The following is a 25005-nucleotide window of genomic DNA, read 5'->3' on the forward strand; positions in this document are numbered from 1 at the left end:
GCTCAGACCTGCCCCGAACAAGCCAGGTGCGTACCGACGACGACTAACCCGAGGAGGGCGACCGCCGCCGACAACGCCGGGGCCGGTTCTCGCACCAACCGGGTCGCGCCGCGCCGCACTGCGACACCGGCCCGTCCGAGCCTGGTTCCGAGGGCTGGACGCCCCGTGGTCTCGTTGTCCGCGCGGCCGCGCAGCTTCCGGCGGACGACGCCGAGCAGAGCGAGGACGAGTGCGGTGATCAACATCGTCTTGCCTGCCCGCTCAACGAGTTCCGACAGCAGCACGCGACGACTTCGCGGGCCGTCCGGGTGCGGTGACGATGCCGAACGCGATCAGGCTGTCGGCGGTGTCGCGCACGGTGTCCTCGATCGGGCGCATGGTCCAGCCCAGTTCGCGGCGGGCCTTGTCGGCGCTGACGTGTTCGGTGCGGCCCAGGACCGGCACGGTCAGGCGCACACCTTTGTCGAAGACGGCGACCAGGCGGATCACCCAGTTCGGCAGGACCCGGGTGGGGACACGGAAGCCCTCGGCGGCGTAGTCGCGGGCCAGCAGGCCGGCCAGCTCCCCCATCCAGAGCGGGTCGGCCGCGCAGATGTATCGATTGCCCGCGGCCTCGGGGACTTCCATCGCCAGCCGGTGCGCCACGGCGAGGTCGCGCACGTCGACGGGGGTCCAGCCGGTTTTCACCGAACCGGGGACGTCGCGGGCCAGCAGCCTGCGGACCGGCTCGTGGGAGGTACTGGTCCTGGCCTCGAGCAGCGGGCCCAGGATCATGCCGGGATTGACCACCACCAGTTCCAGATCCGATGCGGCGGGCAGGGATTCGACGAAGTCCCAGGCCGCGCGCTCGGCGAGGGTCTTGCTCTTCTGATACGCGGGAATGCGCTCGACCACCGACCAGTCGTCCTCGGTGCGCACTTCGTCGGTGTCGTGGCCGTAGGCGACGGCGGCGACCGAGGAAGTCAGCACGACGCGGCGTACACCGGCGGCCGCTGCGGCGCGCAGCACTCGCAGGGTGCCCTGCACCGCGGGCTCGATCAGGTCCTGCTCGTTCTCGGGCGGTGTCGCGGGGAACGGCGAGGCGACGTGCAGCACGGTGTCGCAGCCGGTGACCGCCGCGGCCCAGCCCGCGTCGTCGTCGAGGGAGGCAGCGACGAATTCCAGCTCACCCCCGGTGCGGCGGGCGAGTTCGGTCAGGTGGGCGCGGGTGGTGTGGGCGGCGAGGTCGCGCACAGTGGCGCGGACGGCGTAGCCGTGGTCGAGGAGTTCGGCGATGCAGTGGCCGGCGACGAAACCTGTCGCGCCGGTGACGAGTACCCGGGTGGTCATGGTGATCATCCATTCCGTCGATTCGGTGGAGCACACATCTAAGCGATGCTCAATTAATCTAAACACTGCATAGATTTCCTGTCCAGTGCCAATTCCGGCGGCGGTCTCGCATACGCTCGGAGGGTGAAGCGCACCAGTTACCACCACGGCGATCTGCGCGCCACGCTGATGGACGCCTGCCTGCGCCTGATCGAGAGCGAGGGCCTGGCCGCGGTGAGTCTGCGCCGGGTCGCCAGGGAGGCCGGAGTCAGCAGCGGCGCGCCCTATCACCATTTCGCCGACCGCGCCGCGCTGCTCTCCGCCCTGTCGATCGACGGCTTCCAGCAGTTGGCGGCCTATCTGACCGCCGCCAGGGCCACGACCACCGACCCGCTGGCGGCCCTCACCGAACTCGGCGAGGCCTACGTGCGGTTCTCCCGCGAACACCCGGCCCAGTTCCGGCTCATGTTCCGGCCCGAACTGTCCCAGCCGGAAAAACACCCCGACGCCCACGCCGCCGGCGACGCCGCCTTCGACGTGCTGGTCCGGACGGTCGCCGACTGTGTCGCCGTCGGGGCGCTGCCCGCCGATCGCGCCGAAACCCTCGCCGTCGCCTGGTGGGGACTGGGACACGGGCTGGCATCGCTGTGGCTCGACGGACATCTCGAAAAGCGCAGTGAACAGATGGGCACGCACGCGCCCGACCTCGTCGACACGATCATGCGCACCTTCACCGCGCTGATCGCGCCGGGCCCGGCCACCGACTGACGCGCCGCCGATATTCCGGCGTCCCGGTGCGTGCGCTCACCTAGAGTGGGTAGGACCGTCTTTGTCCTCGCGTACCCGTTTCGAGCAGGAGGCCCGATGTCCGGCACCGCGAAACTCGATCCCGTGGTCGAAGCGTTCGTCGACGCGCTCAACGCGCAGGACACCGATCAGTTCTACGGTGTGCTCACCGAGGACGCGACGATGTCCGATGACGGTGTCGAACGCAATCTCGCCCAGTGGACCGAGGCCGAGATCTTCAGCAGCAACGGACATCTGGTCGTGGACACGGTCGACTCCGACGACGGCCTCGCCCTCACCGCCGACTACACCAACAGCCGGTGGGGTTCGATGCGTACCACCTGGCAGTTCGTCCTGCGCGACGGGCTGATCAGCCGATTCGAAACAGGACAGGCGTGAGCGACGATCTTCTGCTGACCCCGCGTTACGGCACAGCCGCACTCTCCGATCTCCTCCCGTCGATACTCAGCTGCCTCGGCGTCCCCGGCGAGACCGACCGGCTCGGCCTCGATCTCGATGTCGACCGGGTCTGCGTACTGCTCGTCGACGGGCTCGGCGCACAAGCGCTGGCGGCCGAATCCGCAGCGGCCCCGTTCCTGACGAGCCTGCCCGAGGCGAGCATCGACGCCGGGTTCCCGAGCACCACCGCGACGAGCCTGACCACCCTCGGCACCGGCCTGCCCGCCGGCGAGCACGGCATCGTCGGCTACTGCATGCGTCTGCCCGGCGAGGAACGCCTGTTCAATTCGCTCAGGTGGCAACTCATGGGCGACGGACCGAAGGTCGACGCACGCGCCACGCTCCCACCGGACCGGATCCAGCCGCATCGCACCGTCTTCGAGCGCGCCACCGAGGCGGGTATCGCCGCCGTGCAGGTCGCACCGAGCTACCAGGACGGTTCCGGCCTCACCTTGGCCGGCTGGCGCGGCGGCGAATTCCGCACGGCCTACTCGGTCGGCGATCTCGTCGACGGAGTTCTCAACGCCCTCACCTCGGCACCGAAAACCCTGGTCTACACCTATCATTCGGAACTCGACACCACCGGCCACGCCCGCGGGCCCGCCAGCCGGGCATGGCGGTTCGAACTCGCCAATGTCGACCGGATCGCCGCCGAGATCGCCGCGCGCCTGCCCGCTCGCTCGGCGCTGATCGTCACCGCCGATCACGGCATGATCGAACTGCGCGAGCGCGTCGACTTCGACACCCACCCGCACCTGTCGGACAATGTCGCGGCACTCGGCGGTGAACCACGCGCCCGCCACGTCTACACCGACGACCCCGCCGCGGTCGCCGACACCTGGCGCGGCGTCCTCGGGAGCGGATTCCTGGTACGCACCCGAGACGAGGCGATCGAGGCAGGTTGGTTCGGCCCGGTCGTCACCCGCGACGCCGCCGCGCGCATCGGCGATCTCGTCGTGATCGCGAGCGGCGACGGCGGTGTCGTGCGGTCGGGTGCCGAACCGCTGCAATCGATGATGCTCGGCCACCACGGCTCGCTCACCGCCGCCGAGCTGCGGGTTCCCCTGCGAATCCATCGCGCCTGAGCACCACCGCATAAGCTGGCGTCGACGCGCAACCGCGCGCACCGAACCATTCCAGGAGGAATCATGCACGCCAACACCCGAACCGGCGCCATCGCGGTGGGCGTCGCGGTGCTGGCGGCACTGGCCACCGGATGCGCCGAGGTCGAGCGAGTGCTCAACCAGGGCGGTGACACGAGCTGTCGCGACTACGTCAACCAGGACGCGAACACCAAGCGGATCACCATCACCAAGGCGATCAAGCAGCAGACCGGCAACGACAACGAACCGGCGGGCACCGTCGTCGACTCGATGATCGTGCAGGTCGATCTGCTGTGCGCGACTCAGCGCAATGTCGACACCCCGATCAAGAACGCCGATATCGCCGGGATCTTCCTGAACAAGTAGTCAGCGACGTCAAGGCGACGCGACAGCCCGGCGACCGGTGATCGGTCGTCCTCGGCACAAATGTTCCCGCGGCGGTGGCACAGCTGATAGACAGTAAGCGCCACACCCGTTCTCGTCGCTGGAACGGTGCGTCACCGACGAGCAGGGAGTGAACGTGGGCGAGGAACTGGGAAGGGCACCAGGCGCCCACAACGACCCGATCGCCGGACCGCACCGGCCCGAACGGCTCTCGGACTACCGGGTCGAACTCGAGAAGCAGTGGAATCGCCTCGCCGCACCCTCACGCCCGCTGACGCTGCCCCGCGACACCGGCGCGGTGCGCAACGATGTCGCCAAGTCCTGGCAACGTTCCCTGCACACCGTCGACCCCGCCACCGAGGTCGCTCCCGGATTCAACGACATCAGCGACCGCTGGTCGGAATCCCCGCTGCGCAGGCCGGTCACCGAACTCGCCGGTCAGCTGCGCGGAATGGCCGAGGAATCGGGCTATCTGGCAGTCGTCAGTGACGAATCGGGCACCATCCTGTGGACCGCGGGCGATCGCACGCTGCGCCGTCAAGGAGAAGCGGTGAACTTCGCGCCGGGCGGGGTCTGGGACGAAAGCCATATGGGTACCAACGGGTTATCGCTGGCCCTGCACGACGACAGGGCCGTCACCGTGTTCTCCGCCGAGCATCTCGTCGCCGCGCTGCACGGCTGGGTCTGCTACTCCGCGCCCATTCACGGCCCCGACGGCCGCACGGTGGGTGTGCTCGATCTGTCCTCGACCTGGGAACGTTCGCATCCGATGGTGATGACCTCGGTCCGCGCGCTGGTCACCGCCGTGGAGACGATGCTGCGCGCCGAGGCACCCACCCCGGCACCGGGTGTTCGGCTCGAATGTCTCGGCGCCGCACGCCTTTTGCGCGACGGCAGACCGGTGCCGTTGCCGCCGCGCCAACTCGAGATCCTGGCGCTGCTGGCGCTCGAGCCCGACGGGTACACCCCCGAACAGCTGCACGCCGCGGTCTACGGAGAGCGGTCGGTGTCGCTGAACACGCTCAAAGCCGATGTGTCGCACCTGCGCCGCGCCACCCGCGGCGAGATCACCAACCGGCGCTACATGCTCACCGGCGAGGTGTCCTGCGACGCGGTGGACCTGCTGGCCGCCATCGAGGGCGGCGACCTCACCTCGGCGCTGTGGCTGTATCGCGGACCGCTGCTGCCCGGTTCGGATCTGCCCGGCGTCGAACAGTGGCGCGCCCACCTCGATGTCGGCATCCGCAACGCCGTGCTCGGTAGCGACCGGCCCGAGCACGCGGTCGCGTTCGGGCAGCGCTGCCCCGGCGATGTCGCCGTGCACGAGCACGCCCTGCGGCTACTGCCTCGCGACGATGTCCGCCGCGCCGTCGTGACGGCCCGACTTTTCACCGCACGCCAGGGCTGACCTGCGCAGACGCCGTCACCAACCTCGTACCAACCTTCGCCGACCATAGTGTGGGGCACCACGCAGAGGTCGCGAGGAGCGAGGCGAATGATCTACGGCAAACCCGGATCGGATACCGGCATAGTCAGCTATGCCGCCCGATACGACAACTTCATCGGAGGTGACTGGTCGCCCCCTGTCGAAGGCCGTTATTTCGACAACACCTCACCGGTCGACGGTGAGACCTTCTGCGCGGTGGCCCGTTCCACCGCCGCCGACATCGACATGGCGCTCGAGGCGGCTCACCGCGCCACCGAGCGCTGGGCCGCGACCTCGGTCACCGAGCGGGCCGACATCCTGCTCAAGATCGCCGACCGGATCGAGAACAGTCTCGAACCGCTGGCCGTGGCCGAGACCTGGGACAACGGCAAACCGGTGCGCGAAACCCTGGCGGCGGACCTCCCGCTGGCCATCGATCACTTCCGGTATTTCGCGGGTGTGCTGCGCGCCCAAGAGGGATCGCTGTCCCAGATCGACGCCGACACGGTCGCCTATCACTTCCACGAACCGCTCGGTGTGGTCGGGCAGATCATTCCGTGGAACTTCCCGATCCTGATGGCCGCCTGGAAACTCGCGCCCGCGCTGGCGGCGGGCAACTGCGTGGTCATCAAACCGGCCGAACAGACACCGGCGTCACTGCTGCTCGTCGTCGAACTCATCGCGGATCTGTTGCCCGACGGAGTGCTCAACGTGGTCAACGGTTTCGGTGTCGAGGCGGGCAAACCGCTGGCACAGAGCCCGCGGGTGGCCAAGATCGCCTTCACCGGCGAGACCACCACCGGCCGGTTGATCATGCAGTACGCCAGCGAGAACATCATTCCGGTCACTCTCGAACTCGGCGGCAAGAGCCCCAACATCTTCCTGCCCGATGTGCTGGCCGCCGACGACGATTACCTCGACAAGGCCGTCGAGGGGTTCGTCATGTTCGCCCTGAACCAGGGTGAGGTGTGCACGTGCCCGTCGCGGGCGCTGATCCACTCGTCGATCTACGACGAATTCCTCGCCCGCGCCATCGCCCGCACCGAGGCCATCGTGTCCGGTCATCCACTCGACACCGAGACGATGATCGGCGCACAGGCCGGCAACGACCAGTACGAGAAGATTCTGTCCTATTTCGACATCGGCAGAGCCGAAGGCGCCCGCGTGCTCACTGGAGGGGAAGCACGCAAGGTCGACGGTCTACCGGGTGGGTACTACATCGAACCCACGGTCTTCTCCGGTGACAATACGATGCGGATCTTCCAGGAGGAGATCTTCGGCCCGGTCGTCGCGGTCACCCGCTTCGATACCGTCGACGAAGCGATCCGCATCGCCAACGACACCCTCTACGGTCTCGGTGCGGGCGTGTGGACCCGCGACATGAACACCGCCCACCGACTCGGCCGTGGCATCAAGGCAGGCCGGGTCTGGACCAACTGCTACCACGCCTACCCCGCCCATGCCGCGTTCGGCGGCTACAAGAAGTCGGGGTTCGGCAGGGAGAACCACGCGATGATGCTCGGGCACTACCAGCAGACCAAGAACCTGCTGGTCAGTTATTCGACGACGAAACTCGGGATGTTCTGATGCAGAATCGAATCCACCGTGTGGAGATCACCGAGCGCGCCCAGACCCTGCTCCGCCGCCTCATCGAGGACAACGGCCCGGTGCTGTTCCGCCAGGCGGGCGACGGCTGCGACGACGACGCCGCACCGGTATGCCTGTCGGCCAAACAGTTCCCGATCGAGAAGGCCGACATCATGCTCGGCCGGCTCAGCTGGCACACCGAATTCTGGATCAGCGCGGCACAATTCGAATGCTGGAAAGATACCCACCTGACCGTCGATGTGACGCGCGGTGAGGCTGCCGAGGATTCGCTCGAGGCAGGCCAGGGCATGCGCTTCGTGTTGCGCGCCAGGCTGCTGACCGAGGCGGAGCACGCGGCGCTGGCGGCCGGGCCGCCACCACGAACGGGCGCCGACCGCACACTGTAGCGGCGCCGCCGAAAACCTGACCTGGCAGCATCTTTCCCGGCGCTGCCAGGTCGCGGCGAGCCCCCGCCGACTGGGCCATCGCGGCTCAGCCGGCGGGGTGAGCTCGCCGTTTTTTCGTTTTCACCCCATATAGCAAATGTGTTCCCGCGCAAACCAAATCGCGTCTCGCTCAGCGAGACACACGCGACAACAGTGCAACGATTCCGTTACGTTATGGCGATGTTCTTAGCGAGACTCGGTGTGCGCACCCGGATTCTGGCGATTGCTCTCATCCCGAGTTTGACTCTGGTGGTGGTCGGCGTCGGTACGGCGGGCTACCTGGTCGAGCAGAGCAACAAGGCCAAGTCGTGGGCCGTGCAGTTGCAGGATGCCGCCGTACCGGCCCGTGAGCTGATCGAGGCGGTCCAATCCGAGCGCCACCTCACCCTGGCCCACATCGCGGGCGACGAGACTGCCGCACTCGGGCTCGCCGCCGCGCGCACGCGCATGGACAGCGCCTTTCGCGGCCTGATCGCCGCCGGTGAGAACCTGCGCGCGATCGATGACTCCAACATCGGCAGCGACAAGGCCGGCTTCGCCACTCTCGGCACCCATCTGGAGGGCGTGCGCAAGGGCGCCGACGCCCGGATGCTGCCGATCGCGGACGCTTACCTGTTCTACAACTCGCTGCTCAACGTGATCATCCAGGGCACCAAGGTCGCCGAGCGCGCGGCGCCCGACGCGGTCGTCGCGACCGGTGTGTCGGAGGGACTGCGCTTGCTCGGTGCCGCTGAGGCGATGTCGCGCAGCAACGCGGTCGCCGCCGCGATGGTGGCCTCAGACGGCGCCTCGACCATCCCGCTCGACGAGTTCACCAACCAGAGCGGCCTCTACCACGGCGAAATCGCCAACCTGGCCGCCGGGCTCGACGAACCCGAGCGCGGCGCCGTCGTCGCGTTGACGGCCACCGGGCACTGGCAGCAGCTGAGCGCGATGGAATCCGCTCTCGTGCAGCGTTTCGCGGTGTCGGCGGCCGCCCAGGCGAGCACCTCGACCAGCAAGGCTCCCACCCCCGCCGCACTGCCGATGCCGATTCCCGAATGGCAGAACGCCGCGGCCGAGGTCAACAGGAGCCTGCTCGACTCCTACACCAGCTACAACGACCACGTGCAGAAGCTTGCCGAGGACTCCTCGCGCAAGGCCGAGACCAACGCCGCGCTGGCGGGCGGCGGCGTGCTCGCGCTCAGTGTGCTCGTCTTCCTCATCGCGGTGGTCCTGGCGAACCGGATCATCCGCCGGCTGCGCCGGTTGCGCACCGCGACACTGCAACTCGCCGACGAGCAGCTGCCCGCCACCATGCGCACCCTGCGCGACGGTGGCGAGGTCGACCCGGCCGACACCGCGCCCACCCTGGACTTCGGGCACGACGAGATCGGTCAGGTCGCCAAGGCCTTCGAACACGCCGCCGCCGCGGCGATCGGTGCCGCGGTCGACGAGGCCCGTACCCGCGAGGGTGTGCGCGCGGTGTTCCTCAACATCGCCCACCGCAGCCAGATCGTGGTGCACCGCCAGCTCGAGATCCTCGACGAAGCCGAACGCCGCCAAGAGGATCCAGCCCTGCTCGAGACGCTGTTCCGGCTCGATCACCTCGCTACCCGTGAACGTCGCAACGCCGAGAACCTGATCATCCTCGGCGGCGGCCGCCCGGGGCGGCAATGGCGTCAGCCCGTGCCGGTGATGGACGTGGTGCGCAGCGCCATCGGCGAAACGCTCGACTACGCGCGCGTGCGGGTCACCAAGCTGCCCGAGGTCAGCGTCGTCGGCACCGTCGTGGCCGACCTCGTGCACCTGCTCGCCGAGCTCGTCGACAACGCCACCGCGTTCTCCCCGCCGCAGTCGCGGGTCGAGGCGAGCGGCAATGTGGTCGGCAAGGGCGTGGTCGTGGAGATCACCGATCAGGGCATGGGTATGAGCGCCGACGACCTGGTCCGCTACAACACCATGCTGGCCGATCCACCGGACTTCGGTGTCGGCACGCTGTCCTCGGACTCGCGCCTCGGCCTGTTCGTGGTCGCCCGGCTGGCCCTCGCGCACGGTGTGTCGGTGCGGCTGAGCGAATCCGACTACGGCGGCATCCGCGCCATCGTGCTGATCCCCCAGCAGTTGCTGGCCGGCGAGGCCGACCTCGCGGGTACGCCACCCACGATGACCGGCCCGCTGCGCCGTGGGCTGCCCACACCGCAGGAATCGGGACCGATCGCCGCCCTCGAATCCGCGCCCGCGCCGGTCGCGACCCTGGTCGCCGACCCACCGACCCCGCGCCCGATGGCACCGGCCCCCGAGGCACCCGCCGCGCAGACCCCGCGCTACGACACCGGCTCCGACGAACGACCCGCGCTGCCGCGCCGCAGCAGGCAGACCAATCTGGCGCCCGAGCTCGCCGAGCCCGCCGCCGAGGCGCCGCGCGCACCCGAGCGCCCCCGCTCCGCAGAACAGGCGCGCGACATCATGTCCGCGATCGAGAACGGCACCCGCCAGGGTCGCAAACAACAGACCACATCGAATCAGGACGAACAGGAAGGCTGAGGTGAACTCTTCCCCCGGTGATCTCAACTGGCTACTCGACGATCTCGTCGACCGGCTGGCAGGGGTCCGCTACGCGGTCGTGCTGTCCACCGACGGACTGCTGCTCGGACGCTCCTCGCAGATGAAGCGTGAAGACGCCGAACACTTCGCCGCCATGTCCTCGACCCTCTACGGTCTCGCGCGCAGCGCGGGCAGCCGGTTCGACGGTGGCGGCGTGCGCCAGGCGGTGATCGAGCTCGATCGGGCCGTGCTCTTCGTGACCTCGGCCGGTGACAACGCTTGCCTGGCACTGCAAGCCAACGAGTCGGCCAATCTCGGCATGGTCGCCTACGAAATGAATCTCACCGTGCAGCGGGTCGGCAGTTATCTGTCGACGGAGCCGCGGCACGGGCATGCACAGCTATAGAAAGCTTCGACAATGACTCGACTCGGCGATCCGTGGTTCGACGACGCGGCCGGACCCCTGGTCCGGCCGTACGCGGTGACCCGCGGCCGCACCATGGGCGCGGCGCACGACCTGGACATGCTCACGGTGGTGGTAGCGGTACATCCCGCCCCCACCCTGCGCAAACCAGAACCCGAGTACGCGACGATCGCACGCTTGTGCAAACGTCCGCAGTCGGTGGCCGAGGTCTCGGCCGTGCTGAAACTGCCTCTGGCGGTGACCAAGATCCTCGTCGGTGATCTCATCGCCGAGGGCCACCTCATCTTCCGGGCTCCGGTAGCGGCCGAGGCCGGTGCCGGTGACCTCAACATATTGCGAGCGGTTCTGGATGGCATCCGAAAACTTTGACCCGATGTCCGCAGGCGACCAGCACATGGCCGCCTCGGTCAAAATCCTCATCGCCGGCGGCTTCGGCGTCGGCAAGACCACCATGGTGGGTGCGATCAGCGAGATCGCGCCACTGCGGACCGAAGAACTGATCACCGAGGTCAGCACCGGCGTCGACGATCTGTCGGGGGTGGAGCAGAAGCACACGACCACCGTCGCGCTGGACTTCGGGCGCATCACCATCGACCGGGATCTGGTGCTGTACCTGTTCGGCACGCCCGGACAGGACCGCTTCTGGTTCCTGTGGGACGAGCTGTGCCGTGGCGCCCTCGGCGCGATCGTGCTGGCCGACACCCGGCGGTTGAGCAATTCGTTCGCGGCGGTGGACTTCTTCGAACGGCGCGGCTTGCCGTTCCTGATCGCGGTGAACTGCTTCGACGGCGCGCCGCGCTACACGGTCGACGAGGTGCGTGACGCGCTGGACCTGGATCCGAACACGCCGGTGATCCTGTGCGACGCGCGCGATCGGCCCTCGGCCAAGGCGGTGCTGACCCACCTGGTCGAGTACCTGATCGACCGCGCCGCACGAACTCCCGTCACCACCTGACCGACTCTGCCGAGCCCGGCGCGGGGACTGCCCGTTCCGCGGCTCGGCTGGTCTGCTCCCAGGCCGACCAGGTGGCCATCTTGGCGCGCGCGAGGTCGAAGGCCAAGTCGTACACCATGTTTCCGAGCAGCAGGCGCAGCGGCGGTTCCTCGGCGCCGACGAGCGTGAGCAGCGCCTCGGCGGCGAGGGCGGGCTCGCTGTCGACCGAGCCCTCGGCCCACTGGGCCTCGAGCTGGGCGCGCAGCGGGGCGTAGTCCTCGATCGGGGTCGTGTTCACCATCGCCGAATACAGGTCGGTCCAGTACCCGCCCGGCTGCAGAATACTCACGCGCACACCGAATTCCGCGGCTTCCATCGCCAGGGCCTCGCTCATGCCCTCGAGCGCGAACTTGCTCGCGGCATACATTCCCGACAGCGGGAACCCGGCGAGCCCGCCGATGCTCGATACCTGCACGATGTGCCCGCCGCGCTGCGCGCGCAACTGCGGGAGCACCGCCTGGCTCACCCAGAGCGCGCCGAAGAAGTTCACCTCCATCTGCGCGCGAGCCTCGGCTTCGGTGAACTCCTCGATCATGCCCATCGAGAGGGTGCCCGCGTTGTTGATCACGACGTCGAGGCGGCCGAAGTGGGCGACGGCGGCATCGACTGCCGCGTGCACCGCAGCACGATCGGTGACATCGACGGTCAACGGCAGCACCCGGCCGGGATGGGCCGCGGCGAGTTCGTCGAGGGCGGATCCGGTGCGCGCGGCGGCAGCGACCCGGTCCCCCGCCGCCAGCGCCGCTTCGGCGAAGGCTCGGCCGAGACCGCGGCTCGCTCCGGTGATGAACCAGACGCGGGATGCGGCGGTGGTCATGACGTTCCTCCTTGCCTAGACAAGACGTTGCGTCTCGTCTGTTGATTCGAGGATGCCAGCGGTTCACCACCCTGTCAAGACGCAACGTCTCGTCTCCTTGGTTGCTAGAATGGCGGCATGAGTCAGCAGGTGAACCCCCGGCCGTCGGCCGACGCGACCCGGCGCAACGAAGGATCCCGGCGCGCCATCCTGTCCGCCGCCTTCGAACTGGCGGGCGAGATCGGCTACGACAAGCTGACGATCGAGGCGATCGCCGCCAGGGCAGGCGTCGGCAAGCAGACGATCTACCGGTGGTGGCCGTCCAAGGGCGCGGTGCTGCTCGACGCCTTCCTGATGCTCAGCGAGACCGGCGACGACGCGACACCGGGCCTGCCCGACACCGGCGACCTGGAAGCCGACCTGAAACTGGTCCTGCGCGCGACCGTCGCCGAACTCGCCGACCCCCGCTTCGACCTCCCCCTGCGCGGCCTGACCAGCGCCATCATGCACGACACCGCCCTGGCCGCCACCTACGTCGAACGCCTACAGGGCCCCGTGGACGACCTGAAACGTCGCAGACTCGCCGCCGCGCAAACCGCGGGCCAGATCGCCCCCGATATCGACCTCGACGTGGCCATCGCGATGATCTGGGGCCCACTGATGGACCGCTGGCTCCTGCGCACCGGCACCCTCACCACCGAATTCGCCGATCGCGTCGTGGAGACCGCGCTGCGCGGACTCCGCGGCTGACCTGACCGAAACCACGTCCCGTCAACGACATTCGGCCTGCATCGCGCGATTGCCGTACCGCGGCCCCACGACCGGCGCGCGCGACGACGACACCGGGGCGGCTTCACCCACGTAGCGACTCGGGCAGTGGAGAACGATCACCTGCGCCGGGTCCGTCCATCAGTTTCAGGTCGCGGCCGTGGACTCGCTCGCCGCAGTGCGAGCAGGTGGGCTCGATGGTGGCGAGGTGGGCGCAGGTGCGGTGCAGGACCTCCACCGGGGGACCGTTCGGGGCGGCCCATTCGTCGCCCCACTGGCGCATCGCGGTGATCACCTGCCACAGAGAGCGACCCTTGGCTGTCAGGCGGTAGTCGTAGCGGACGGGGTTGTCCTGGTAGGGCTCTCTCGTCATGATCTCGTGTTCGACCAGGCCTTCGAGACGTTGGGTGAGGACGTTGCGGGCGATGCCGAGGCGGTCGCGGAACTCGTCGAAGCGGGTGACGCCGAAGAGGGCGTCACGCACGATCAGCAAGGTCCACCACTCCCCGACCACTTCCAGGCACTGGGCCAGGGAACAGTTCATGTCTTCGAAGCTGGTGCGCCGCATCCCCCGAGCCTAGTCGGTTGCATGAAAGAACTCGCCCATCTACGTTGAGTTGCATGATGAAACTCACCGGGCGGTTCGGCGCGCGATTCGCCCTCACCGCCACGGACTCCGGGCGGTGGCAGGCCGTGGTCGACGACTCGTGGCGCGGCTGGACCGGCCCACACGGCGGCACGATCGCCGGGCTCCTGATCGATGTCGCCCAGCGGGCGAGCTCGCGCGAGCACCCCGTGCGCGCCGCGGATGTCCGGTTCCTCGGCCGACCGGCGACCGGCGCGTTCACCCTGCACGCCACCGAATACACCGTCGGGCGCAGCACGACGATGCTGGACGTGGTCGCCGAACAGAACGGTGCGGCGGTGGCCGCGGCCACCGTCACCCTGGGCGCACCCGGCGCGACCGCGATCCCCGCCCACAGCGCCAGACCCGCACCCGTCGTCGCGGCCGCACCGGACTGCGCGCTGTTCCGGCTGCCCCCGGAGATCGTGCCCGTCGGCGCGCATTTCGTCATCCGTCCCGCCGCGGGCCCCTTGCCCCTCAGCGGCGCGGACGAGGCGATGATGTGCGCCTGGATCGCACTCGACCCCGCGTTGCCCCTCGACGCGCCGAGCCTGGCCGTCCTCGCCGACGCGCTCCCACCGGGACTGTTCCCGCTGCTCACCGCTCCGGTCGCGGTCCCCACCGTCACCCTGTCGCTGCAACTGCACGCCGATCTCACCCACCTCGGCGACACACCCGTGCTGGTCCGCGCCGCGAACGTCAGTTCCGGTGACGGCTGGTCGGTCGACGACACCGATATCTGGGACGGCGACGGCGTGCTGCTCGCCACCGCCCGTCAAACCCGCCGCGTCCTCGGCTGAACGAGAGCTGGAACATGCGATCCACTACCCCGCTCCGGCAGACGAATCCCCGGTTGGTGCTGGCCATCGTCTCCATCGGCGTGCTGTTGTCGAGCCTGGACCTGTTCATCGTCAATGTCGCCATGCCCGCCATGGCAGACGACTTCGGCGCCGGCCTGACCGAACTGTCCTGGGTGCTCAACCTCTATGCCATCGTCTTCGCCGCCCTGCTCGTTCCGGCCGGTCGGCTCGGCGACCGCGGCGGCAACCGCGCCACCTTTCTCACCGGCCTGGCGATCTTCGTGATCGGGTCGGCACTGTGCTCGGCGGCCTGGAACGTGGAGTCGCTCATCGCTTTCCGTGTTCTGCAGGCGCTGGGATGCGCCCTGCTCACCCCGTCCTCACTCGCACTGGTACTCGCCGCGACACCGCCGCAGCAACGCGCGGGTGCGGTGCGGCTGTGGGTCGCGTTCGGTGGTCTCGGCGCCGCGCTGGGCCCGGTGCTCGGCGGCTTGCTGGTCGAAATCGATTGGCGCTGGGTGTTTCTCGTGAACGTGCCGATCGGGTTGGCGGCGCTCGCGATCGGTGTCCGTAAGCTGCCGTGCCCGCCCGCCGCGGGCGGCCCGCTGCCGGATCTGCTGGGTGCGGGCGCGCTGATCGGGGCGGTCGGGTCGCTGATCGGGGCCGTCGTCCAGGGTCCCGACTGGGGCTGGACCTCCACCGGGGTCCTCGCCGCGTTCGGTATTGCGATCGTGCTCGGGGTTGTCTTCGCCGTGAGCTCGGCTCGTCATCACAGCCCGATCGTCGACCCCGCCCTGCTCCGGGTCCCGAATTTCGTGCTCGCGGGGGCGAATTCGCTGGTGTTCCAGATCGCGTTCGCGGGCATGCTGCTCTCGGTCACGCTCTGGGCGCAGAACGTGTGGGGATGGTCGGCCTTGCAGACCGGACTCGCGATCGCGCCCGGCCCACTGGTCGTGCCGTTCGTCGCCATCGCCGCGGGCAAACTCATCGCCCGAATCGGTGCGGGACCGGTGATCGCGGCAGGCGGGCTCGCCTTCGGTGGCGGACTCCTGTGGTGGGCGCGCGCAGCCGAACTGTCACCGGACTACGTGGGTGGCCTGCTCGGCGGCATGCTGCTGACCGGTCTCGGTGTCGGGCTCACCCTGCCGACCGCGTTCGCCGTCGGCGCGGGAACCCTGCCCCCGCAACGCTTCGCGACCGGATCGGGCGTCCTGAGCATGGCCCGCCAACTCGGCCTCGCCCTCGGCGTCGCACTTCTCGTTGCGCTGCTCGGTACGCCCGACACCCCCGCTGCCACGCTCGACGCCTTCCAGCGCGCCTGGTACGTGACCGCCGCGATCGCGGTCATCGCCGGACTCATCGGCTTCGCCGTGCGGACCCGATCGGAGGCCGGACCACCGATCGAATCGCCCGGCCACACTCCGGAGGCGACCGAAAGATCCGGGGGCGCGGCAGTGTCCGCGTGACCCCGAGCGGTCGGCGACCACGATGTCGCCGGCCGCGTCCTCCGGTCCGCTCAGCCCCAGGTCGCCTGATCGGGGACCGAGGAATCGAAGATCACGTAGAAGAAGTGACCGGGAGTCAGCTCGTTCATATCGTGCCAGCGGCCCCAGGGGTCGCGCTGGTAGTAGTTCTCCATCCCGGTGCCGTCGTCGTAGCAGACGATGTTCGAGGTCCCGAACGGACTCCAATACACCTGAGTGCCAGGACGTGACGTCTCGAGCGGGGTGCGGAACAGGTGACTGCACGGCGTGATGACCGGGTCGTAATAGCTGGGCTGGGCGGCGGCGGTGGCCTGCCCGGCGATCCCGGCGACGGTGACAGCGGCGACCGCGAGGCCGAGACGAACGGTGGAACGCATCGAATCTGCTCCTGACCTGAGCGGAAATGAAGGCTCTTCGTATCGCGAACGATATTACGCCCGATCGCCGGTCGGCACGGAAATCCGACCACAGACGGATCTGCCGAGCCGTTCGGTCGCGCTACCGTGGCAGGAGCGGGTCGGCGGAGGGTAGGAAAAGCTGTGGACAGCACGACAATCGCACGGCAGTGCACACTGTGTGAAGCGCACTGCGGGATTCTGGTCACGGTCGAGGATTCGCGGGTCACCCGCGTCGAGGGCAACCCGGACGACGTGCTGTCGAAGGGCTACATCTGCCCGAAGGCGACAGCCATGGGCGGTCTGCACCACGACCCCGACCGGCTGCGGACACCGATACGCCGGGTCGGCGACAGCTTCGAACCGGTCGGCTGGGACGAGGCATTCCGCGAGATCGGCCGGCGTTTGCGCGCGGTACGGTCCGCGCACGGTCCCAGCGCCATCGGGATGTACATCGGCAACCCGGCCGCGCACAGCTCCTCGGTGATGTACGGAGCGCTGCTGCGGGCCGTCCTGCTGACCCGCAACTTCTTCTCCGCGTCCTCGATCGATCAGTTCCCGCAGGAGTTCGTCGCGTGGCGGATGTTCGGCTCGAACGTTCTCATGCCGATCACCGATATCGACCGCACCGACCGGCTGGTGGTGCTCGGCGCCAATCCCGCGGTGTCCAACGGATCGATCACCACCATGCCCGGCGCCAAATCGCGCATCAAAGCGGTCCGCGCCCGGGGTGGCACCGTCGTCGTGATCGACCCGCGCCGCACCGAAACCGCCCGGCTGGCAGACGAACACGTGGCGGTCCGGCCCGGCGGCGATGTGTACCTGCTGCTCGCGATGCTGCATGTGCTGATCACCGAGCAGCTGTGTGACGAACGGGCGGTCCGCGCGCTGTGCACCGGCTGGGACGAGCTGGCCGCACTCGTCGCCGACACCACCGTGGAACGCATGGCGCCACTGGCGGGCGTCGACGCGGACACCATCAGACGGCTGGCCCGTGACCACGCGGCGGCACCCTCGGCGGTGTTGTACGCGCGAATCGGGGTGTGCCAGCAGGTGACGGGCACCCTCACCCACTGGCTGGTCAACACGATCAACGCGGTCACCGGCAATCTCGATCGCGCGGGCGGTCAGATGTTCGCCACCCCCGTCGTCGACGCCGCCCGCTACGCGAAGTACCTGCCCATGGGACACGGCGCGTGGACCGACCGCTCCGGCGCGCACAAGTCGTTCCGCAGCGAACTGCCGGTCGCGGTCCTCGCCGAGGAGATCCGCACCGAAGGACCGGGCCAGATCAAAGCGATGATCACCTACGCGGGCAATCCGGTGCTCTCGACACCCCAGGCCGACAAGCTCGACGCCGCGCTGGATTCCCTGGATTTCTACGTGGCCGTCGATATGTACGTCACCGAGACGACGCGGCACGCCGACTTCATCCTGCCGCCGGTCTCGGCGCTGGAACGCGAGGAACTGAGCCTGCTGTTCCCGATCTTCAGCGTTCGCAACAACGCCCGCTACGACGCCAAGGTGTTCGAACCGCCGTCCGACGGTTTGGAGGACTGGCAGATCCTGGCGCGATTGGTGACCGAAATGGTCCCGCTGCCGGTACGACGGTTCACCGGACGCGCGCTCAACGCCGCGTTCGAACAGTTCAGCCCCCTGCGACTGACCGCGGCCGCCGTCGCGACAGGCCCCTACGGAGTCCTGCGTCGTGGACGAAACGGGCTGACGCTCACAAAGATTCGGGACGCGGCGGGCGGTGTCGACCTCGGTCCGTTGCAGCCACGGCTGCCCGAACTGATCGGCACCAGCGACCGCAAGACACACTTGGCGCCCACGGATTTCCTGGCGGCGGTGCGCACAGTCCTCGACGACGCGACCACGGCGGCCGAACCCGGCTACGACCTCCAGCTCATCGGACGGCGTCACCTGCGCAGCAACAACTCCTGGCTGCACAACATCCCGTCGATGGTGAAGGGCCGCGACCGCTGCACCGTGCTCATCCACCCCGACGACGCCGCCACCCGCGGTCTCGCCGACGGCGATCCGGCCACGATCGAATCCCCCGTCGGTTCGATCGTGGTTCCGGTGGAGATCAGTGCCGATATTCGCGCCGGGGTGGTGGCGATCCCCCACGGATGGGGCCATCGCGAACCCGGGGTCGGCTGGTCCGTCGCGGCGGGCCGGCCGGGCGCCAATGTCAACCTGCTGCACGACCCGGCCCGCACCGACCCGCTCTCCGGCACGTCGGCGGTCAACAGCACGTGGGTGCGGGTGAACCCGGTCGCGGCCGAAACCCCGGACGCCACACCACGATCCGAGGTCGCCGCCGCGCGGCGGTGAACCCGGCTACGAACTCGGGTCCACCGCGCCGGGGTCAGCGAAAGCGCAGGTTCGCCGTGGCGAGACCGAAGATCTTGCGGCCGCCGGACTTGGCGACGATGGCGATCACCGCGCTGCGGGTCTCGGGGTCGAGGGACTTCACGCGGCCGGTGTACTCGACCTGGCCGCCCTCCCGGCCGACGATGGTGTAGGTCGACAGGCGAACGCCGTAGCGGGTGACGGCGCCGGGGTCGCCGGACCACGTGGAAAGGAAGCCCGCGCCGAGACCCATGGTGAGCATGCCGTGGGCGATGATGTCGGGCAGGCCCGCCAGCTCGGCGATCTTCTCGTCCCAGTGGATGGGGTTGACGTCGCCGGAGACGCCGGCGTAGTTGACGAGATCACCGCGCGAGACGCGCGCGTCGCGCAGCGGGAGTTCGTCTCCGACGGTGAGCTCGTCGAACGACATCGTGGTGTTGGGAACACGCGCGGCCCCCTCCACGGACAGCGGGACCTCGCCCTCGGGACGCAGGGTGGTCTCCACCACGGCGCTCTTGTCGGCGCTGTAGATGCTCACGCCGTGCACCATGATGTTCTCCACCGCGGCGGTGATCGCGGGATCCACCCCGTCGTCCCCGGTGATACCGACGACTGTGGTGTGCATGATGTGCACGGTCTCGCCGAGTTCGTCGACGAAGGTGTTGGTGACGGTGATCAGATCCTTGCCCGCGATCGTGCGCACCGAGGAAAGCTCGACATCGACCACGAGACGGTCACCGGCCACGATCGGCTTGTGCTGTTCGAAGACCTGCTCGGTCTGCACGAACATGTCGTAGCCGACGACCACCGATTCGAACAGCAATTTGTTCGCCGCCATAGCCGGGATGGAAACGAACGTCAGTGGCGCGACCAGACCCGGGTAGCCGAGCGCGGCGGCGGCCTCGTCCTCCCAGTGGGCGGGATGGAAATCCTGGACGGCGCGCGCGTATTCGCGGATCTTCTCGCGACCGACCTCGTAGACGCCCTCTACCCGGTAGTAGTGCCCTACCTTCGACGCGGTGTCAGGGCCATCGACGGGCGGGGCATCGACTACGGAAGTCACTATGAATCACCTTCGTTCGGGGAACGGACACCCGGCAGGCTAGTCGACGCGCAGGCGGACCGGGCATTCCTTGGCACAGTTCACAGTTCTGTGCCCTTCCACCGCGGTCAGAAGGAGGGTACGTCGCTGGTGCTGGCGTTGCCACCGATCGAAGGCTGCAGCGTGATCTCCCAATCGGAGTCGCCGTCGAACGGGTCGTCGAACTTCTGGAACTCACGCTCGCGGGTGAAGGCCAGCGTCGCCTCGTCCCAATCCTTGCCGGTCTTCAGATAGACGTAGTACGTGCCGTCGATCCCGGTGAGGGTGGCGTTGGAATTGCCCTGCACGTAGATGGTGGCCTGTGGCTTCTTGGGATCGCCGTTGGTCACCACGACCGCGAAGTCGTCGCTGTTGCCGTTGACGATGTCGAGCTTGCCCGCACCGACCAGCCCGTCCTGCTGAACCACCGCTCCGTTCTCGCCACGACGGTTCAGCACCGGCGCCGCGGGAGTGGTCGCGCGCACCGACGTGGTCGCCGTCGGCGAACTGCTCGCCGGCGCGGCGTCGACGGACTGTCCCGACTCGCATCCAGCTACCAGAAGGGCCACCGCGATCGCGGACACGGCATACCACTGACGATTCGACATCGTTCCCACCCCATGCTCATGGACCGGACTCCCCGATCCGGTCTTCCTCGCCAGTATTGCGTGAATTGCCCGGTATGTCATCACAACTCATCCTGGAAACCCGCCCCCACACCATCTGGAATGAGTCATGATCTGGAATGTGTCCACCACATCGGACTTCGAACGGATGCTGCGCGCAGCCTCACTGCGCGTCACCGCGCCACGCCTGGCGGTGCTCACCGCAGTGCACCAGCATCCGCATGCCGATACGGACACCATTCTGAGCCGAGTCAGAGCCACCCTCGGGGCCGTCAGCCAGCAGGCCGTCTACGACGTACTGCGGGCACTCACCAGCGCCGGGCTGCTCCGGCGGATCCAGCCGATGGGCACCGTCGCGCGCTATGAGACCCGCGTCGGTGACAACCATCATCACCTGGTGTGCCGATCCTGTGGGGTGATCGTCGATGTCGAGTGCGCCGTCGGCGACGCACCCTGTCTGACTCCCCTCGACGACCGCGGTTTCGTCGTCGACGAGGCAGAAGTCATCTACTGGGGCAGGTGCCCCGACTGCACGACATCACCATCACTCTCCTGAAAGGATTCACCGTGCCCGAGGAACACCCACCTATCGCGGAAGCCAACACGGAAGCCGGTGACAGTGGTTGCCCCGTCATGCATCGTCCGTTCGCCTCCACCGACGCGCGCGGAGCGAACGCCGAGTGGTGGCCGAACCAGCTCAATCTGACACTGCTGCAGAAGAATCCGCCCTCGGCGAACCCGATGGGCGAAGACTTCGACTACGCGGCCGAATTCGCCACCCTCGACCTGGCCGCGGTGAAGGCCGATATCGAACAGGTCATGACGACCTCGCAGTCCTGGTGGCCCGCCGACTTCGGCCACTACGGCCCGTTCTTCATCCGGATGGCCTGGCACTCCGCGGGCACCTACCGGGTCGGCGACGGCCGCGGCGGCGCGGGCGCGGGCCTGCAGCGCTTCGCCCCGCTCAACAGCTGGCCCGACAACGCCAGCCTGGACAAGGCGCGCCGGCTGCTGTGGCCGGTGAAGAAGAAGTACGGCCGCAAGCTGTCGTGGGCCGACCTCATCGTCTACACCGGCAACGTCGCGCTCGAGTCGATGGGCTTGCCGACGTTCGGTTTCGGTGGCGGCCGCGTCGACGCGTGGGAGCCCGAGGAAGACGTGTTCTGGGGCCCCGAGCGCACCTGGCTCGGCGACGAGCGCTACACCGGTGACCGCAACCTCGAACGTCCGCTCGCCGCGGTCCAGATGGGCCTGATCTACGTCAATCCCGAAGGCCCCAACGGCAATCCGGATCCCCTCGCGGCCGCCGTGGACATCCGCGAGACCTTCGCGCGGATGGCGATGAACGACGAGGAGACCGCCGCGTTGATCGCCGGCGGCCACACCTTCGGCAAGACCCACGGTGCGGGCGACGCCGATCTGGTCGGCGTCGAACCGGAAGCCGCACCGCTGGAACAGCAAGGGCTGGGCTGGAAGAGCAGCTTCGGCACCGGAGTCGGCGAGGACGCGATCACCAGCGGCCTGGAAGGCATCTGGAACAGCACCCCCATCACCTGGGACAACAACTTCCTCGAAACCCTCTACGGGTACGAATGGGAGCTGACCAAGAGTCCGGCGGGCGCGCATCAGTGGATCCCGAAGGACGGCGCGGGCGCCGACACTGTGCCCGACCCGTTCATCACCGGTAAGAAGCGCGCACCGGTCATGCTGACCACCGACCTGTCGCTGCGGTTCGACCCGATCTACGGCCCGATCACCCGCCGCTGGCTGGACAACCCCGCGGAGTTCGCCGACGCGTTCGCCCGCGCCTGGTACAAGCTCACCCACCGCGATATGGGACCGATCGCCCGCTACCTCGGCCCGCTGGTTCCGTCCGAGGAACTGCTGTGGCAGGACCCGGTGCCCGCCCAGAACGGCCCGGTGATCGGTGATTCCGAGATCGCCGCGCTCAAGGGCCAGATCCAGGCCTCCGGCCTGTCCATCGCCCAGCTGGTGACGACGGCGTGGGCGGCGGCCTCGTCGTTCCGCGGCAGCGACAAGCGCGGCGGCGCCAACGGTGGCCGGATCCGGCTGCAGCCGCAGGCGGGCTGGGCGGTCAACCAGCCCGACGAGCTCGTCCAGGTGGTGCGCGTCTACGAGGGCATCCAGGACACGTTCAACACCGCAGGCGGTACGCAGGTGTCGTTCGCCGACCTGGTCGTCCTCGGCGGCGCGGTCGGTGTGGAACAGGCCGCCCAGGCCGCCGGTTTCCCGGTGACGGTGCCGTTCACGCCGGGCCGTACCGACGCGACCCAGGCCCAGACCGACGTCGAGTCGTTCGACGCGCTCGAGACCCCGGCCGACGGGTTCCGTAACTACGTGTCCAAGGACGCGCAGATTCCCGCGGAGTTCCTGCTGATCGACAAGGCGAACCTGCTCACGCTCAGCGCGCCGGAGATGACCGTGCTGATCGGCGGTCTGCGCGTGCTCGGCGCGAACTACCAGTCCTCGCCGCTGGGCGTGTTCACCGATACCCCGGGTGCGCTGACGAACGACTTCTTCGTCAACCTCCTCGACATGGGTACCGAGTGGGCGCCCTCGGCCGCCGACGAGAACGTCTACGAAGGCCGTGACCGCTCCTCCGGCGCGGTGACGTGGACCGGTAGCCGTGTCGACCTGGTGTTCGGCTCCAACTCGCAGCTGCGGGCCGTAGCCGAGGCCTACGCGACCGACGACGCGAAGGAGAAGTTCGTGCACGACTTCGTCGCCGCGTGGACCAAGGTGAGCAACCTGGACCGGTTCGACGTCACCGCCTGATCCGGACAGCGAAACACCCTGCGGCTCAGCATGAGTCGCAGGGTGTTTCGCTGGTGGCTAGGACTCGGCGAGGGCGGCCAGCCGGTCCACCGATGCCTGCAGCTTGTCGGCGGTGGTGGCCTTGGCTCGCACCTGACGCAACTCGTCGTGCAGTTCGGTCCAGTCGTAGGTGTGGGTCACCCGGGTGTGGGTGTCGTCGATCGGCTCGAGCTCCCAGCGCCACAGGTGTCCCGGCGGGGTCTTGTCCCGCTCCGACGGGTTCCACGCGATACGGCGACCCTCCTCGAATTCGACGATGTGGTTGTCGCGGTCGGCGCCGTTGGTCAGCGTCGTGGTGAACACGTCACCGACCGCGCGGACCCGCTGGCCTTCGACGGCCTGCGCGAGGTTGTCGTTGCCGTCCCAGCGCGGCTGCTGCGCGGGATCGGCGATCAGGTCGAAGATCGCGGCGGGGGTCGCCGCGACGTCGCGGGAGGCGTGGACGATGCGTGGCACGTCGATGGTTTCGGTCACCGGGCGATAGAACCAGCAGCTCACCCACCCCGGCAACTATTCCGCTCGAGCACGCGACTAACTCGTCCGGTACACCGCGAACACCGGGATCTCCCGATCGGTCTTGTCGCGGTACTCGGCGAAACCCGGCAGCCGCTCGACCATCCGGTCGTAGAGGGCGGTGCGCTCGGGATCGGCGACGAGTTCTGCCTTGCCCCGGTAGGTTTCGGTCCCGACCTCCACGGTGAGTTCCGGGTCGGCGAGGAGGTTGTGATACCAGGCCGGGTGTTTGTCGGCGCCACCGTTGGAGGCGATCAGCACGATCCGGTCGCCGTCGGGCAGGAACACCAGCGGATTGGTGATCGCGCGCCCGGACTTCGCGCCGGTGGTGGTGATGATCACCATGGCGTCGTTGCCTTCGAACATGCCACCGACGCGGCCGCCGTTGGCACGGAACTCGGCGATCACCTGGTCGTTGAAAGCATTCATCGTGGTCCTTTCGTCGGGTAACTCCCCCTGCCCCAACGATCCAGGCGCGCCCCGCATTCCGGCGCTGTCCACGGCATATGCGCCGAAGTAGTGACTTACTCTAGCGTTGCGGGGTGCTAGGACATTCTCATGCGACGAGTGGGGCGCTGGCCTGGGCCGGTACGGCCGCCGCGCTACCGCTCACGGTCGCCGCTTTCCCTCTGTTCGACAGCGACACAACGCGATTCGGCATCGCCGAACTCATCATGGGCACGCTGCTCACCGCGGGTGCGGCGCTGCTGCCGGACGCGGATCATCCCAGCGGCACCATCTCCCACGTGCTCGGGCCGGTGTCACATCACCTGTGCCGGTTGATCTCCTGGGCGTCGGGCGGACATCGTCACGGCACGCATTCACTGCTGTTCGTCGTCGCCGCGGTCGCGGCCACCTGGGCCGGCGAGCACTACCTCGGCAGACCGTTCACCCTCGGCCTCGTGTTCTTCCTGCTCGCCCTCGCGGTGCGATCGCTGCACCTGTGCCCGCCGGGAAAGAGTGTCCGGACCTACGGAACGGTGATCGTGCTGGCGACGGCCGGAACGTTCGCGGTCGACCAGTGGATCGTCGACCGACCGGCATGGCTGCCGATCTGCGTGGGTCTCGGCTGTCTGGCCCACCTGCTCGGCGACTGCCTCACCGATCGGGGCTGCCGGTTGCTGTGGCCGTTTCCGCTGCGCACCCGGGTGCCGCTGATCGAGCGGACCGGGAACCGGGTCGAGACCTGGGTCATCTCTCCCCTGTTCGTGCTCGGCACGATGGGCGCGCTCTGGTACGCGATCATCCACCGGCCGTGATCGCTGGGACGGCGGGGCTCCC

At 68.3% G+C, this 25005-nt stretch carries 27 protein-coding genes; 18 read left to right on the forward strand and 9 right to left on the reverse strand.

The genetic code is table 11. The features are described 5' to 3' along the window. Nucleotides 1-2: 2 nt before the first annotated feature. Together ACFULV_RS08590 and ACFULV_RS08595 are read right to left on the reverse strand one after the other, a co-directional pair. Entirely contained in the window at nucleotides 3-284 is a 282-nt protein-coding gene (locus tag ACFULV_RS08590; protein ID WP_378654648.1) for a hypothetical protein, read from the reverse strand. Beyond that, complete coding sequence (locus ACFULV_RS08595) at nucleotides 262-1329, reverse strand: NAD-dependent epimerase/dehydratase family protein (RefSeq protein ID WP_378654651.1); 1068 nt, start codon at nucleotides 1327-1329, stop codon at nucleotides 262-264. The genes ACFULV_RS08590 and ACFULV_RS08595 overlap by 23 nt, the downstream gene beginning before the upstream one ends. 123 nt (nucleotides 1330-1452) lie before the next feature. Between ACFULV_RS08595 and ACFULV_RS08600 the strand changes: the two genes are divergently transcribed. The 11 genes from ACFULV_RS08600 to ACFULV_RS08650 all read left to right on the forward strand — a co-directional run bounded on the left by ACFULV_RS08600 (nucleotide 1453) and on the right by ACFULV_RS08650 (nucleotide 11404). Then, nucleotides 1453-2076, forward strand: a complete 624-nt coding sequence (locus ACFULV_RS08600) for a TetR/AcrR family transcriptional regulator (RefSeq protein WP_378654654.1) — start codon at nucleotides 1453-1455, stop codon at nucleotides 2074-2076. 96 nt (nucleotides 2077-2172) lie between these two features. Next, nucleotides 2173-2493: a nuclear transport factor 2 family protein gene (locus ACFULV_RS08605; protein WP_301900910.1), complete on the forward strand. Its 321-nt coding sequence runs from the start codon at nucleotides 2173-2175 to the stop codon at nucleotides 2491-2493. Next, nucleotides 2490-3638 carry an alkaline phosphatase family protein gene (locus ACFULV_RS08610; protein WP_378654656.1) on the forward strand — a complete coding sequence of 383 codons (1149 nt, stop codon included), beginning with the start codon at nucleotides 2490-2492 and terminating at the stop codon, nucleotides 3636-3638. The genes ACFULV_RS08605 and ACFULV_RS08610 overlap by 4 nt, the downstream gene beginning before the upstream one ends. Nucleotides 3639-3701: 63 nt before the next feature. Next, nucleotides 3702-4022 carry a hypothetical protein gene (locus ACFULV_RS08615; RefSeq protein WP_378654658.1) on the forward strand — a complete coding sequence of 107 codons (321 nt, stop codon included), beginning with the start codon at nucleotides 3702-3704 and terminating at the stop codon, nucleotides 4020-4022. Nucleotides 4023-4176: 154 nt separating this feature from the next. Then, nucleotides 4177-5448: a transcriptional regulator gene (locus ACFULV_RS08620; RefSeq protein ID WP_378627617.1), complete on the forward strand. Its 1272-nt coding sequence runs from the start codon at nucleotides 4177-4179 to the stop codon at nucleotides 5446-5448. Nucleotides 5449-5535: 87 nt separating this feature from the next. Continuing rightward, nucleotides 5536-7053: an aldehyde dehydrogenase family protein gene (locus ACFULV_RS08625; protein ID WP_378654660.1), complete on the forward strand. Its 1518-nt coding sequence runs from the start codon at nucleotides 5536-5538 to the stop codon at nucleotides 7051-7053. Further along, nucleotides 7053-7460, forward strand: coding sequence for a DUF779 domain-containing protein (locus tag ACFULV_RS08630; protein WP_378654663.1), 408 nt, complete (start codon nucleotides 7053-7055; stop codon nucleotides 7458-7460). The genes ACFULV_RS08625 and ACFULV_RS08630 overlap by 1 nt, the downstream gene beginning before the upstream one ends. Nucleotides 7461-7679: 219 nt before the next feature. Next, nucleotides 7680-10025 (forward strand): nitrate- and nitrite sensing domain-containing protein, encoded by a 2346-nt coding sequence (locus ACFULV_RS08635; protein ID WP_378654665.1) that lies wholly within the window; start codon nucleotides 7680-7682, stop codon nucleotides 10023-10025. 1 nt (nucleotide 10026) lies between these two features. Beyond that, the gene (locus ACFULV_RS08640) at nucleotides 10027-10431 is read left to right on the forward strand and encodes a roadblock/LC7 domain-containing protein (protein ID WP_067453425.1); all 405 of its coding nucleotides are present in this window, start codon (nucleotides 10027-10029) and stop codon (nucleotides 10429-10431) included. A gap of 12 nt (nucleotides 10432-10443) precedes the next feature. Continuing rightward, a complete protein-coding gene (locus ACFULV_RS08645) occupies nucleotides 10444-10818 on the forward strand; it encodes a DUF742 domain-containing protein (RefSeq protein ID WP_378627610.1) in 375 nt (124 codons plus the stop codon). Then, the gene (locus tag ACFULV_RS08650) at nucleotides 10799-11404 is read left to right on the forward strand and encodes an ATP/GTP-binding protein (protein ID WP_101467406.1); all 606 of its coding nucleotides are present in this window, start codon (nucleotides 10799-10801) and stop codon (nucleotides 11402-11404) included. Before ACFULV_RS08645 ends, ACFULV_RS08650 begins: the two co-directional genes overlap by 20 nt. Here ACFULV_RS08650 and ACFULV_RS08655 read toward each other — a convergent pair. Then, a complete protein-coding gene (locus ACFULV_RS08655) occupies nucleotides 11394-12260 on the reverse strand; it encodes an SDR family NAD(P)-dependent oxidoreductase (protein ID WP_378654668.1) in 867 nt (288 codons plus the stop codon). The genes ACFULV_RS08650 and ACFULV_RS08655 overlap by 11 nt on opposite strands. A 117-nt stretch (nucleotides 12261-12377) precedes the next feature. Here ACFULV_RS08655 and ACFULV_RS08660 point away from each other — a divergent pair, with 117 nt between their 5' ends. Next, nucleotides 12378-12989 (forward strand): TetR/AcrR family transcriptional regulator, encoded by a 612-nt coding sequence (locus ACFULV_RS08660; protein ID WP_378654671.1) that lies wholly within the window; start codon nucleotides 12378-12380, stop codon nucleotides 12987-12989. A gap of 103 nt (nucleotides 12990-13092) precedes the next feature. Here ACFULV_RS08660 and ACFULV_RS08665 read toward each other — a convergent pair whose 3' ends face one another. Then, nucleotides 13093-13575 carry a winged helix-turn-helix transcriptional regulator gene (locus ACFULV_RS08665; RefSeq protein WP_378654673.1) on the reverse strand — a complete coding sequence of 161 codons (483 nt, stop codon included), beginning with the start codon at nucleotides 13573-13575 and terminating at the stop codon, nucleotides 13093-13095. 53 nt (nucleotides 13576-13628) lie between these two features. On the opposite strand from ACFULV_RS08665, the gene ACFULV_RS08670 reads away from it, so the two are divergent. Beyond that, the gene (locus ACFULV_RS08670; RefSeq protein WP_378654675.1) at nucleotides 13629-14432 is read left to right on the forward strand and encodes a thioesterase family protein; all 804 of its coding nucleotides are present in this window, start codon (nucleotides 13629-13631) and stop codon (nucleotides 14430-14432) included. Between the two features lie 14 nt (nucleotides 14433-14446). After that, complete coding sequence (locus ACFULV_RS08675) at nucleotides 14447-15898, forward strand: MFS transporter (RefSeq protein WP_378654677.1); 1452 nt, start codon at nucleotides 14447-14449, stop codon at nucleotides 15896-15898. Nucleotides 15899-15948: 50 nt separating this feature from the next. Here ACFULV_RS08675 and ACFULV_RS08680 read toward each other — a convergent pair whose 3' ends face one another. After that, the gene (locus tag ACFULV_RS08680; protein WP_378654680.1) at nucleotides 15949-16293 is read right to left on the reverse strand and encodes a hypothetical protein; all 345 of its coding nucleotides are present in this window, start codon (nucleotides 16291-16293) and stop codon (nucleotides 15949-15951) included. A 162-nt stretch (nucleotides 16294-16455) separates the two neighbouring features. Between ACFULV_RS08680 and ACFULV_RS08685 the strand changes: the two genes are divergently transcribed. After that, nucleotides 16456-18651 carry a molybdopterin oxidoreductase family protein gene (locus tag ACFULV_RS08685; protein ID WP_378654682.1) on the forward strand — a complete coding sequence of 732 codons (2196 nt, stop codon included), beginning with the start codon at nucleotides 16456-16458 and terminating at the stop codon, nucleotides 18649-18651. A 34-nt stretch (nucleotides 18652-18685) separates the two neighbouring features. Here ACFULV_RS08685 and ACFULV_RS08690 read toward each other — a convergent pair whose 3' ends face one another. Together ACFULV_RS08690 and ACFULV_RS08695 are read right to left on the reverse strand one after the other, a co-directional pair. Beyond that, on the reverse strand, nucleotides 18686-19732 hold the full coding sequence (locus ACFULV_RS08690; RefSeq protein ID WP_378654684.1) for a fused (3R)-hydroxyacyl-ACP dehydratase subunits HadA/HadB: 1047 nt from the start codon (nucleotides 19730-19732) through the stop codon (nucleotides 18686-18688). Between the two features lie 107 nt (nucleotides 19733-19839). Beyond that, nucleotides 19840-20358, reverse strand: coding sequence for a hypothetical protein (locus ACFULV_RS08695; protein WP_378654687.1), 519 nt, complete (start codon nucleotides 20356-20358; stop codon nucleotides 19840-19842). Nucleotides 20359-20497: 139 nt separating this feature from the next. Between ACFULV_RS08695 and ACFULV_RS08700 the strand changes: the two genes are divergently transcribed. Together ACFULV_RS08700 and katG are read left to right on the forward strand one after the other, a co-directional pair. Continuing rightward, the gene (locus ACFULV_RS08700; protein WP_378654690.1) at nucleotides 20498-20932 is read left to right on the forward strand and encodes a Fur family transcriptional regulator; all 435 of its coding nucleotides are present in this window, start codon (nucleotides 20498-20500) and stop codon (nucleotides 20930-20932) included. 11 nt (nucleotides 20933-20943) lie between these two features. Further along, entirely contained in the window at nucleotides 20944-23172 is a 2229-nt protein-coding gene (katG, locus tag ACFULV_RS08705) for a catalase/peroxidase HPI (protein ID WP_378654692.1), read from the forward strand. A gap of 57 nt (nucleotides 23173-23229) precedes the next feature. Here katG and ACFULV_RS08710 read toward each other — a convergent pair whose 3' ends face one another. Next, nucleotides 23230-23685 carry an SRPBCC family protein gene (locus tag ACFULV_RS08710; RefSeq protein WP_378654694.1) on the reverse strand — a complete coding sequence of 152 codons (456 nt, stop codon included), beginning with the start codon at nucleotides 23683-23685 and terminating at the stop codon, nucleotides 23230-23232. Between the two features lie 57 nt (nucleotides 23686-23742). After that, nucleotides 23743-24153: a nitroreductase family deazaflavin-dependent oxidoreductase gene (locus ACFULV_RS08715; RefSeq protein ID WP_378627590.1), complete on the reverse strand. Its 411-nt coding sequence runs from the start codon at nucleotides 24151-24153 to the stop codon at nucleotides 23743-23745. 113 nt (nucleotides 24154-24266) lie between these two features. On the opposite strand from ACFULV_RS08715, the gene ACFULV_RS08720 reads away from it, so the two are divergent. Beyond that, nucleotides 24267-24983, forward strand: a complete 717-nt coding sequence (locus tag ACFULV_RS08720; RefSeq protein ID WP_378627588.1) for a metal-dependent hydrolase — start codon at nucleotides 24267-24269, stop codon at nucleotides 24981-24983. Nucleotides 24984-25005: the final 22 nt, after the last annotated feature.

The sequence above is a fragment of the Nocardia sp. NPDC057272 genome (assembly GCF_042668615.1).
GTDB lineage: Bacteria > Actinomycetota > Actinomycetes > Mycobacteriales > Mycobacteriaceae > Nocardia.